Origin of the sequence: Pullulanibacillus camelliae, from assembly GCF_014642655.1 — a bacterium.
GTDB classification, from domain to species: domain Bacteria; phylum Bacillota; class Bacilli; order Bacillales; family Sporolactobacillaceae; genus Pullulanibacillus; species Pullulanibacillus camelliae.
On sequence record NZ_BMIR01000040.1, the window covers coordinates 1 to 10,962 of the forward strand.

The window sequence follows — 10,962 nt, forward strand, 5'->3', positions numbered from 1 at the left end:
TATGGTTAAAAGTTAAATCTTGGCGTCATTTAAAAGGTTTCCCTTTTTGCGCTTGGCTTTTGTTCAGTTTTAAAAGAACGATCGCGCTGTCTTTCAATGACAGCTTATAAAGTATATCAAATCAATAATTTGTTGTCAATAAATTTCCCAACAAACCAAATTAAAGATCTATAGCGACAACTTATTACTTATAACACAGATAACTGTTCATCGTCAATTCCCTTTTTATCATAAAGAAAGTAATGTGTTAAAAAACTATAAAAAGGAATGAATAATAAATTGTCCATCGCCATAACTGCGACTTATTCATGATATCATTTACTTTCCCTATCGTCAATAATTTAAACATGCTAATTAATACCAATTTTTATGAGCATTTTTAGGAAAGAAAGCTAGGAAAAACTATACAATAGAGATGAGGTGATTCCCAATGATACGTTTAAGTATATTAGACCAATCTCCAATCCCAAATGGTAAATCAGCAATTGAAGCTTTAAAAGATACGACACGACTAGCCATAGAAGCCGAAAGACTAGGCTACACTCGTTTTTGGGTATCTGAACATCATTTCAGTCCAAGTCTAGCGGGCTCAAGTCCGGAAGTTCTCATTAGTCATTTGGCTTCAAAGACCCAAAGTATTCGCGTGGGCTCAGGAGGGGTAATGCTCCCCCATTACAGTGCTTATAAGGTAGCTGAAAACTTTAAGGTGTTAGAGGCCTTAAATCCCAATAGAATTGATTTGGGATTAGGACGAGCACCCGGTGGTATGCCCTTAGCGACTCAAGCCCTACAGGAAGGATATTTTACCACAGGAGATCCTTATCCCCAACAAATCGATGACTTAAAAACCTATTTGTATAATTTGACGGGTGATGCATTCAGATTTCCTGGATTACTCGCGACACCTATAATAGAAACAGTGCCAAAAATGTGGCTACTCGGCTCTTCTGGTGGAAGTGCTCGCATTGCAGCCCAACAAGGAACAGGTTATGCCTTTGCTCACTTTATTAATGGGAATGGCGGAGAAGATATAATGCGTTGGTATCAAGAACGTTTCCAGCCTTCAGTCATTAATGATAACCCTCAATCAATGGTCGCCATATTTGCCTTTGTTGCTGATAGTGAAGAAAAAGCTGAGGATCTCGCGCGTACCCTCGACATCTCCCTTCTACTATTAGAAAATGGAAAAGCGACAGACCGGTACCCTTCTACAGATGAAGCCAAGCGTTATCCCTTAACGGATTATGATTATCATAGAATCGCTGAAAATCGAAAGCGAATGATTGTTGGGACGCCCGAACAAGTAAAAACCAAAATCTTAGAAATGAGTCACGATTATCGTACAGAGGAATTTATGATCGTTACGATTACGCATAATTTTGAAGATAAGCTCCACTCCTATCGCTTATTGGCTGAAGCCTTCAATTTAAATGGAGATCAGTAAACATAGATTGAAGATCCTTATCAGTGTCTTTCATTGGTTTATGCTTTAATTTACGTTACAATTATTGAGAGGTGAAAGTCAATGCCACTAACAAAAAAAGAATTAGAAGATCGGTTAATCGACTTAAAAAGTGATTATATTCGGATTCAAGGAGATTTAGAAAAAATGGAAGCTACCGTTGGCAATTCTGCTTCAGCTGAAAAGCTATTGGTTCAAATAGAAGAAGAAATGCAAAGTGTAAGAAAACAACTTGCCACCTTAAAATAAAGACAGACGCTTCCGATATCATTAACTTCATCAAAACAAAACGCTCAGTTCCCTATGAACTGAGCGTTTTGTATATGACTAGACTTGAGTCAAATAGTAACAACTATACCCGATGATCATCATAAGAATAGCCGCACAATAAATCAGAGTCGTTTTTTTGAATAGCTCCATCAAACAATAGCCTCCTTTAAATATAGCAAGTGCATTTTTCTTGAGCTGAAAGCGATTCTTATCACCAATTAAAAACTCTTCCTACTGAAGGGCGCTCAAAGGTTGCGATCCTATTTAATAACGTTGTTTTGCCACTTCCTGACTGTCCATACAGCCAACACACTCATCCTTATCACTTTCAAAACAAACTCCTTCAAGGGGACGATGGACACCCTTCCTTCGCAAACTTTAGTAAAATCTTTTACCATGAGTATCTAAACACAAACCTACCTGCTTTTTTCTAAGAATGGAGCACAATAAGGGCGCTTAGCTAACTCTCTCATCACATGATTAACGTCATGTGCTTCATTTTGGTTCAAACCCTGTTAAAAAAACTGAGTTTATTAGCAAGTCTCTGGTGTTGAAAGTCAAAGTTCTACTTTATTATCGTTAGCAAAGGTTTAACTTTCTGATAGTACAAAAAAGGTCAGCGAAAATCGCTGACCTTTTTAACTCCTCATTTATTCTTAGGGTAGATTAGGGCGCACCTACTGTATCGGCATTTGTTGAATAATTGGGATCTGGCTGCAGATTCAAAGACTTGCGAAGCTTATTGCTTACATCCTGTAAGCTTTGCCCGTCCGGAATAAAATAATCTAAGCCATTTACATTTTCATTCTGACCATCAATATTAATGGTTTTTATAGAGGATTTTTTCATCGATGAATATTGTTTCTCAAGCGCATAGATCTCATTGGCTTTGAGATTGGTTTCCACATGTTTTCCGAGAATATCAGTGATTTCGCCTACTTTAAAGATCGTCCCTGCTGAGATGGCTTGATTAATCACTGCTTTCAGGAATTGGCGCTGCCGTTCGTCACGAGAGTAGGTGACATTGACTGCTCGCTTACGCATCCGTACGAAAGCAAGGGCTTCCTCCCCATTAAGATGGGCAGGACCTGCTTGGAAAGTAATGTGTTTATTATGATTATAAATATCCTTTTCCCAAAAGCCTTGTTTAATATTAATATCCACGCCACCAAGGGTATCAACGATGTCACGAAAGCCATCAAAGTCGACCGCAACGAATTTATCGATTGGAACATCAAGCATTTTCTCTACTGTCTCCACTTGTAGCTTGTCCGCACCATAATCGGTAATTGAACCATAAGTATAAGCTGCATTAATTTTATGCATACCTGTATATTGGCCAGCATGATCAATCTGTACCCTTGAATCCCTCGGAATGGTCACCATTGTCATTTTCTTCGTATCAGGGTTAACCGTGACCAGAATCTGCGAATCGGCGCGCCCATCTTTTCCGTTTGTTGAATAATTTTCAATACCCATGATTAAAATTGAAATCGGGTCTTTGCCAATCGTCACCGCTTGATCTCTTAGGGCCGATTTATCACCTGATCTCCCTAAATCAACCTGGGAATCATTTAAGGCATCATTTGCTTTGTAATAAACATAAACACCGTAGGCGATAACGATTAACACAATAATTAAAAGGGCAATAAGCAAACGCCTCGGCCATTTACGTTTTTTGTTTCCATGTCTCCTGCTCACTCTTGAATCAGCCAAAACTAAGACCTCACTTTACACATTGACACATTTATTTTTAAATTAGACTCAACGCTTTTTAAGACGACAATAAGCGTCAAAAGGTTTCAAAATACCCTAAACTATTCCCTTTATAAAAGATGAGAAGCTGAAGGCTCTGTTGTTCTTACCTAACAGCAGCTTGCCATTGTTTTTAAAATTCATCTCCCAATATTTCCCCAAAATCCGCCAATTCATAGTGGTGTCACTCACTAGTTATAAATGTATCAAAAAAGTCGAAAGAAGAACATCTTTTTTTGTACGTTCCTGTCGAACTATTTTTTAACTATAGTGTTGATAATTTATATCCTATTTATTCTTTTATATCCGAATCATTTATACAGCACTCAAGTTCTGTACTTAACGTTAACGGTGTTTTTAGGGCTGAAACAGAAGGTTTGCGCACATTGAGATGGCCGAACCCATAAAATTTGTGAATGCCGTTGGCTTTTTAAGTGAAGCATGAAGCGCACTTCGCTTTTACGGGGATAGCCTCCGACGTACAATCAGCCCCCGAAAAGTGTTCTTTACTTTTTGGGGGCCTTGAGGTGCTAGCTTCGGTGTTATCACATGGATGTAAGGCACTTAGATTTGATTTAGGGCTTCCCAAGTATTTATGACTCAAGATCTCCTGTTCCTGCGTCTACTAGACAAGCTTCGTAGGAAGCTTCCTCAAGTCAATGCGAGGTTTGTTCGTGAAGTAATGACCGCCCCGTTGCCGTAGGAGTCTCGTATTTTGCGCTTCGGTTTCCCTGACTCCTTTTACAATCTTATCATCCAGTATTAGGGGTATCTCAACGCTTTAGTTTTGCCCCCCTCTCTATTTCATAGGCTCACTTTCTCTAACAAAACCCGCTTGTATCGCTTTACCCGATACTAAAAAAAGCCAGGTTGCCCTGGCTTTTAATTTTCTGCAATCTGTTTATTAATAAAACGAATGATATCACCACGACTAATGACGCCTACCACCCGTCCGGCCCCATTAGTCACCGGAATTTTTTTGAAATGGTGACGAGATAAAATATTAAGTACTTTTTCAAACGCATCTTCAGGATGAACATCATAGATGCGTCTCTGTGTCATAATACTCTCAACCGTTTTATCAAGCACTTTGGAGATTGCAGTTTTTGTTTCTTGTTTTTCAATGAGGAAAACCATGGTATAAAAATCAATCACTGTCTCCTCTTTTGGTGAAAGCGCACGAAGAACGTCTCCATCACTCACCATACCAACCAAAACATCTGAATCATCTACAACGGGAACGCCACCAATTTTATGCTTTACCAGCTTTTTTAATAGGTCTCGTACTGTATCGCTTTTCTTCACCTTTATCACATCATAAATCATGAAATCTCTTACTTCCACTCGTCTTCCCCCCTTAATTTCCTGCTTACCGAATAGTAGCTCTACCGCTATTTTAACAAAAAAGAGCTAACACAATGTATATAAGTTTATATATTTCACGACAAATTTCATGCAATGAGGATCCAATAGGCTGAAACTATAGACCTTAAAAGACAAAATCGTTATAGTGTTAATTGGAAACGCAAGGAAGGATGAACAAAATGTTAGAACACGAATTACAAAAATACCCTATTCCTGAACCTATACAAACAAAGCTTAGGCATCTGCATGATACTGAGCTATTTAATCACCAGAGCATTGGGCAAGTCGGCTATACAGCTCCAGATCCTACGCTTGTGAGTGATGCAATCATCGCACTCTCCCTTGGAAAGAATGTTTTACTTAAAGGGCCGACAGGAGCAGGAAAAACGAAGCTTGCCGAGCTGCTCTCTTACTTATTCAATAGACCCATGCAGTCGATTAATTGCTCGGTTGATTTGGATGCCGAAGCTTTATTAGGCTATAAAACCTTGACCTATGATGCACAAAATCGCGCGCAAATTCAATTCGTACCGGGTCCTGTGGAAATCGCAATGACAGGAGGGCATTTTTTATATATTGATGAAATCAATATGGCAAAGGCAGAAACACTCCCTATCTTAAATGGCGTGCTAGACTACCGTAAACAAGTCTTAAATCCGTTTACCAATCAAACGATTCGGGCCAAAGAACAGTTTGGAGTTATCGCCGCGATTAATGAGGGATATATTGGAACCACACCTTTAAATGAGGCACTGAAAAACCGCTTTATCGTGATTGAAGTCCCCTATCTTCAAGGACAAGCACTCTACGACCTATTAAAAAATCAGTCACAGCTTATGGATGAAGACCTCCTTCAAGGTTTTGTAACGCTCAGCCACGACCTCCTATCTAAAGTAGAAGAAGGGCAAATTGCCGAAGAAGCAGGATCAATCCGTTCGTTGCTCGACGCCTGTGATCTAGCTGCTTCCATTCCACCCTTACGTGCCATCCAAAGAGCGATAATTGATAAGCTCGATGATGAGAGAGAGAAACAAGCAGTGCATGATATCGCTGAAACGATTTTTGCATAACCTCGCAAAATCACTTCAGCCATTTATGGTACTGACCACAAAAAAGGTGAGATACAATGAAATTCTTTAATAACCTTGAGCCACGTACGGACCCATTTATTAAATTGGCGCTTACCGATCTCGCAAAAACCCTATCTGCTTCACCAAGGCTTGAAGTGGATTATGCCTATCATTCTACTTTCAAACCGACGCAAGAACTGGTCACCATTAGTCATTATTGGGACCGCCTGCTTGATCCGCGTCGTATTGAAGGAATGAAAAGCGATATCTATCTCCGCGCTTTTGGCCAAACACGTGTGCGTGAGTTCTCAGAAATTAAACAGTTTTTGAGCACAATTGCGTCCATGAAACATAAACGTTTTCGCGAACAGCTCTTTTATTTATTAGAGGATTTTCGTCTACAGCGCTTTTGTCTTTCACAGCGTCGTGGGATGATTAGGGCTTTCACTGTGCGCCAGGCCTTGTTACAAAATCATTACCGTGAAAGAGCCCACTACCATCTTCATCGTGAAGAGGGGTTGGATGCACTATTCTGTGCAATTTACCTGCAAATGATTGCGCGCCCCATTGCGCTGCCCCCACAGCTTGCCGAGCTAAAGCCTGAAATCCGTCGACTCGTTCGTGATTGCAGCGATGGGATTGACTTAAAAGAAACGCTTCAAAGCGTTCATATCTTCAGTGCCTCACTTCCAGAAAGTCTCCCTGATATGAAAACCATGTATTTAAAATCATGGGACTTTACAGGTACGAAAGAAGAAAAAATAAAGCTTCGCGAGGGACATGAACCTTTAAGTAAGAGGGAGCAGGAAACAAAAGAACACAAAAATACCTATGATGAAGCCATGCCTTCTTGGCATCAAGAACAAGAGGATGAAGGGAATAATTTTCTACAATTTGACCTAGATGAAGGAGCAAAAGCAGATTTAATGGGTGAAGGTGAACGTCAAGCTGAATCAGGTGATCAAGCCTTCGGAAGTGTTCAAGGTCAATCTCAGGATGCAGATGGCAATCAATATGACGATCATCCCCCATTAAAAGAAGAGGCTAAGCCAAAGGGATCGGGACAAGCACAGCATGGCTACTCAGATGTAAATAAAACTGCGGAAGCTCAAACGGTTCAACCACATAAGCCCTCAGCTAAGGATGAAAGCCACTATCGGCAAATTGTTCATGATATTCAAACCGTCCAAAAAGGGTTGCAGCGTTCCATTCAAAAAGCCATTGAACATAAGCAAAATGCAGCACGGACTGATTTATACTATGGTCGACTTGGGAAACAACTTTTAAAGGTTGTCACAGAAGATAATCCAAGACTCTTTATGAAAAAGCATGCGGAAAGCAAAGAGCTCGATGTAGTTTTTTCACTCCTTGTCGATAGCTCGGCTTCAATGTATGATAAAATCGAGGAAACACACAAAGGACTCATCCTTTTCCATGAGACATTAAAAGCCTTGCATATTCATCATGCTATTACTGGATTTTGGGAGGACGCACTAAAAGCCAATCAAGACAGCCAGCCCAATCTATTTAAACCGGTCATCACTTTTGATAGCTGTTTTCAAAAGTCAGTAGGAGCAAGGATTCTGCAGCTTGAGCCTGAAGAAGATAATCGTGATGGCTTTTCAATTCGTTATGCAGCAAAACAATTATTACAGCGATCCGAAAAACGAAAAATTCTCTTGATCATCACTGATGGTGAACCCTCAGCCTTTAACTATGAAGATCAAGGGATTGTAGATACACATCAAGCAGTGATTGAAACCCGAAAAAAGGGCCTTGAAGTCATCGGCATTTATCTAGGAAGCAATACTTCTCCAACACGTGAAAAAGAAACAATGAAGCGCATTTATGGCCGATCAAGCCTAGTCATTCCAACCATTGAGGACATTCCAAATGCGATGATTCCTCTCCTTAAAAGACTGATTTTAAATCATATAGAATAAGCGCTGCTCGACACTGTTTTACAAGCACTTAAGAAGCTGAGCGCAATTTTTGTTATATCAAGAAAGATGATCACGAAAAATAATGATTCTCATGAAACAAAACAAGGTCTGGAACTGTGCCTTTCAGACCTTTTCTCCTCTTAACCGCGAAAACTCCCTTCATCCTTCACAAACATCCAAACCTATTTTCTAGTCACTGCATAAATTAAAATAAGGCTAAATGGAAAGGATGTGTGATATGCAAGAGAGAAGTGAAAAAATGCTTCAAGGCATTGATGTCAGCCATTGGCAAGGTGATATTGATTGGCAAAAAGTCAAACAAGCGGGAAAAAGCTTTGTATTTATAAAAGCAACCGAAGGCCCCTCCTTCGTCGATCCCATGTTAAAAAAACATCATAATGGTGCAAAGTCCGCTGGTATGAAGGTTGGCTTTTATCATTTTGCACGTTTTACAAGTGAAAAAGAAGCCGTGCAAGAAGCACAGCATTTTCTCGAGACCACCAAAGGGCTGTCCCGCGATCTCCCTTATGCACTCGATATTGAAACCAATAATGCCTCGTTAAGCAAATCGACACTTTCAAAAGCGGCACTTGCCTTTCTCAACCACATCAAACAAATTCATGGAAAAAATGCAATTTTATTATACACGTATACCTCATTTGCCAAAACGCATTTAGACGCCTCATTAAAATCGATTCCATTATGGATTGCTCATTATGGTGTTAAAAAACCAGGGAATAATGGCATCTGGAATACCTGGCAGTATTTCCAATATTCAAGCAACGGCACTGTTCCAGGCATTAAGGGAGAGGTCTGCCTTGACACGACTGCATCCTTACAATCCTCCCCATCTAAAGGACAAAAACCTGCAAGCTCTAAACCCACCTACTATAAGATAAAAAAAGGGGATACATTTTGGGCGCTTGAAAATCAATTTCATTTGGCTCACGGCACTTTACAAAAATGGAACCCTAAGCTCAATCCCAAAGCACTTCCCATCGGGAAAACAATCATTATCGGTTATAAGCCATCCGCAACAGATAACGCAATTGTCCCTTATCCCGGTCATCTTATCGGGCCTGGTTCAAAGGATCAAAAAAATATAAAGCGGATTCAGCGTGCTGTTAAAGTCCCTGCTGATGGCATTTATGGTCCTGTGACACGCCGTGCTGTGATGAATTATCAAAAGCGACACCACTTAAGCATTGATGGTATCGTAGGACCAGAAACTTGGAACACCTTATTTTAAATCCTGCCACTTAAATCCAATTGAACTTTTTAAATAAAAAAGATGAGGATGTCCGCAAAGGATTTGGGACATCCTCATCTCCATTAAGCTAAATATCTAAAATAGACATAAAAAGTGGAAATAACAATTGAAAGGATCATAAGTGGAAAAGCAACTTTAAAAAATTTCATGAACGATAGATCATGCCCTTCTTTTTCAGCCATTCCGGCGACAATTACATTGGCGCTCGCTCCAATTAGGGTGCCATTTCCTCCAAGGCATGCGCCAAGTGCTAAGCTCCACCACAATGGATGTAGATTGCTTATTCCCATTTCCCCCATGTCTTGAATTAACGGGATCATTGTCGCTACAAACGGGATATTGTCAACAAAGGCAGAAGCAATTGCGCTCATCCAAAGAATCAATAAAGAGGTTTTTGTCAAATCCCCACCTGTCACGTCCATTGCGGCGGAAGCAAAGGTTTCAATCACCTTCGTATCGACCAATCCCCCTACTAGGACAAATAATCCCATAAAGAAAAAGATTGTTGGCCATTCTACATGCGTCAAAGCTTGCTCTAAATGCTTGCTGCCTGCAAGTAACAGCAAGAGAAACGCTCCAGAAAGGGCAATCGTTGCCGATTCAATCCCAAGAGACTGATGAACAAAAAATCCAACAATAGTTAGCCCTAATACAGTTAAACATTTGACTAAAAGTGCAGAATCTTGAATTTGAGCGCGCTCATCCATCCCCATGATTTTTAATTTTGCCGCTTCGGTTGTGCGCAATTGCTTGCGATAAAAAAAGGCAAGAATTACCAAGGTGACTGCACCAATGAAAAGAGAGATGAGCATTAATTCATTGATAAAATCAATAAATGAAATATCCTCAACCCTGCTCCCGATCATAATATTTGGAGGGTCTCCTATCATTGTTGCGGTCCCGCCTATATTCGCCAGCATAATTTCTGACATTAAATAGGGTATTGGGGATACGCCTAACTGGCGAGTGATACTGAAAGTCACTGGAACAATAAGAAGTACAGTGGTGACATTATCCAGGAATGCCGAGCCAATGGCTGTGATCATCGAGAGGATAATTAAAATTTTTAAGGGATTCCCCTTAACTCTTTTTGCGGAAAAAATAGCAATATACTTAAAAAGCCCTGTTTCTGCTGTAATCGATACAATGATCATCATACCCGTGAGCAGGCCCAATGTATTCCAATCAATATGATGAATAGCAGATTCCTGATCCACAAAATGAAAGGCGATCATGAGCAATCCGCCGATCATAGCAACAATGGTGCGATGTATCTTCTCCGATACGATGAAAACATAGGCCACTATAAATAACCCCAAAGCAAGTAAAGCTTGATCTGTCATGACTCCACCCCTTCAAAAATTTTAGAAAAAAAGACAAAAAGAGCCTGTCAGTGACAGGCTCCTCCGGTACAGAAAAGGTATTTACATTTTAAGAGGACTAAGATATTAGTCTCTATCATCATAACATGAAATTCTTCCTGATCCCAGATTATTTTTGAACATTTTTTGAACCTATTTAGGATTTATACACTGGCCATAATTGTTTGTGAGGAAAAAGCTGGCGCACACTAAATCGGCTGTCTTAATCCCCTCTTTAACTCTGGCATTTTAAAATTTCCTTTTGATCCATCCAAATTCAGCTTAAAATGCTTTACTTGGCACTCCTGTCGTGATTATAAAACAACACACATTAAGAATGCCTGCAAAGCATCAGGGTGCAAAGTTTGTGTCAAACTTTTCTCGGTACCCTATTCATCCCAGTATTTCTGGCACTCTAAATTTGTACGCTTTTCCAGCTACCGCGCGAATGTCTTCGCTTGGTTCC

The 10,962-nt window shown here is 40.1% G+C and carries 9 protein-coding genes; 5 read left to right on the forward strand and 4 right to left on the reverse strand.

Translation table 11 applies throughout. The features are described from left to right. Window positions 1–430: 430 nt before the first annotated feature. Together IEW82_RS19650 and IEW82_RS19655 are read left to right on the forward strand one after the other, a co-directional pair. Window positions 431–1,444 (forward strand): LLM class flavin-dependent oxidoreductase, encoded by a 1,014-nt coding sequence (locus IEW82_RS19650; protein ID WP_188699050.1) that lies wholly within the window; start codon window positions 431–433, stop codon window positions 1,442–1,444. An 81-nt stretch (window positions 1,445–1,525) separates the two neighbouring features. Then, entirely contained in the window at window positions 1,526–1,711 is a 186-nt protein-coding gene (locus tag IEW82_RS19655) for an SE1832 family protein (RefSeq protein ID WP_188699052.1), read from the forward strand. Window positions 1,712–1,943: 232 nt separating this feature from the next. Here IEW82_RS19655 and IEW82_RS20490 read toward each other — a convergent pair whose 3' ends face one another. The 3 genes from IEW82_RS20490 to IEW82_RS19670 form a co-directional block, all read right to left on the reverse strand. Next, the gene (locus IEW82_RS20490; protein WP_373285746.1) at window positions 1,944–2,045 is read right to left on the reverse strand and encodes an ATP-binding cassette domain-containing protein; all 102 of its coding nucleotides are present in this window, start codon (window positions 2,043–2,045) and stop codon (window positions 1,944–1,946) included. A gap of 353 nt (window positions 2,046–2,398) precedes the next feature. Beyond that, window positions 2,399–3,448 carry an LCP family protein gene (locus IEW82_RS19665; RefSeq protein ID WP_188699055.1) on the reverse strand — a complete coding sequence of 350 codons (1,050 nt, stop codon included), beginning with the start codon at window positions 3,446–3,448 and terminating at the stop codon, window positions 2,399–2,401. 921 nt (window positions 3,449–4,369) lie between these two features. Beyond that, the gene (locus tag IEW82_RS19670; protein WP_188699057.1) at window positions 4,370–4,831 is read right to left on the reverse strand and encodes a CBS domain-containing protein; all 462 of its coding nucleotides are present in this window, start codon (window positions 4,829–4,831) and stop codon (window positions 4,370–4,372) included. A gap of 200 nt (window positions 4,832–5,031) precedes the next feature. Between IEW82_RS19670 and IEW82_RS19675 the strand changes: the two genes are divergently transcribed. The 3 genes from IEW82_RS19675 (at window position 5,032) to IEW82_RS19685 (ending at window position 9,114) form a co-directional block, all read left to right on the forward strand. Continuing rightward, the gene (locus tag IEW82_RS19675; RefSeq protein WP_188699060.1) at window positions 5,032–5,922 is read left to right on the forward strand and encodes an ATP-binding protein; all 891 of its coding nucleotides are present in this window, start codon (window positions 5,032–5,034) and stop codon (window positions 5,920–5,922) included. Window positions 5,923–5,978: 56 nt separating this feature from the next. After that, complete coding sequence (locus IEW82_RS19680; protein ID WP_188699062.1) at window positions 5,979–7,865, forward strand: nitric oxide reductase activation protein NorD; 1,887 nt, start codon at window positions 5,979–5,981, stop codon at window positions 7,863–7,865. 238 nt (window positions 7,866–8,103) lie between these two features. After that, the gene (locus IEW82_RS19685; RefSeq protein ID WP_188699070.1) at window positions 8,104–9,114 is read left to right on the forward strand and encodes a GH25 family lysozyme; all 1,011 of its coding nucleotides are present in this window, start codon (window positions 8,104–8,106) and stop codon (window positions 9,112–9,114) included. 83 nt (window positions 9,115–9,197) lie between these two features. Here IEW82_RS19685 and IEW82_RS19690 read toward each other — a convergent pair whose 3' ends face one another. Beyond that, the gene (locus tag IEW82_RS19690) at window positions 9,198–10,478 is read right to left on the reverse strand and encodes an ArsB/NhaD family transporter (RefSeq protein WP_188699072.1); all 1,281 of its coding nucleotides are present in this window, start codon (window positions 10,476–10,478) and stop codon (window positions 9,198–9,200) included. Between the last annotated feature and the right edge of the window lie 484 nt (window positions 10,479–10,962).

Bases quoted from the DNA above. Each gene is read 5' to 3' on its own strand.
- IEW82_RS19650 (WP_188699050.1), top strand. From the start codon at position 431: ATGATACGTTTAAGTATATTAGACCAATCTCCAATCCCAAATGGTAAA.
- IEW82_RS19655 (WP_188699052.1), top strand. From the start codon at position 1,526: ATGCCACTAACAAAAAAAGAATTAGAAGATCGGTTAATCGACTTAAAA.
- IEW82_RS19675 (WP_188699060.1), top strand. From the start codon at position 5,032: ATGTTAGAACACGAATTACAAAAATACCCTATTCCTGAACCTATACAA.
- IEW82_RS19680 (WP_188699062.1), top strand. From the start codon at position 5,979: ATGAAATTCTTTAATAACCTTGAGCCACGTACGGACCCATTTATTAAA.
- IEW82_RS19685 (WP_188699070.1), top strand. From the start codon at position 8,104: ATGCAAGAGAGAAGTGAAAAAATGCTTCAAGGCATTGATGTCAGCCAT.
- IEW82_RS19690 (WP_188699072.1), bottom strand. From the start codon at position 10,478: ATGACAGATCAAGCTTTACTTGCTTTGGGGTTATTTATAGTGGCCTAT.